This is a genomic window from Candidatus Accumulibacter vicinus (genome assembly GCF_000584955.1).
GTDB classification, from domain to species: Bacteria; Pseudomonadota; Gammaproteobacteria; order Burkholderiales; family Rhodocyclaceae; genus Accumulibacter; species Accumulibacter vicinus.
Map to the genome: position 1 here is coordinate 303,063 of NZ_JDSS02000021.1, position 264 is coordinate 303,326.

The 264-nt window shown below is 72.0% G+C and carries 1 protein-coding gene; it reads left to right on the forward strand.

Annotation, left to right across the window (positions count from 1 at the left end; all coding sequences use genetic code 11):
- On the forward strand, positions 1-264 hold a 264-nt coding region (locus CAPSK01_RS10335; protein WP_034925950.1), incomplete at both ends, for a hypothetical protein.

Below are 264 nucleotides of genomic sequence, written 5' to 3' on the forward strand. Positions count from 1 at the left end.
GAAGGCGTCAGCGAGGAAGACATCGGCTATTTCCTGCACGACGAGCACGAGCCGGCAGCGCGCCTGCGCTGCACGCTCCGCCAGCGCGGCGACGAGCTGTGGCTTGAAGCCGCCGACGCCGCTGGCAACCTGTCGGGAGGCGCCGGCGGCAGTCCTTGCGCCGAGCTGACGCTGGTCGATCGCGGCGCCTATGTCACCCTGAGGCGCAGCGCCGACCGCGCCGACCGCGCCGATATAGCGAGCCGGCGCTATTTCGCCGCCGGC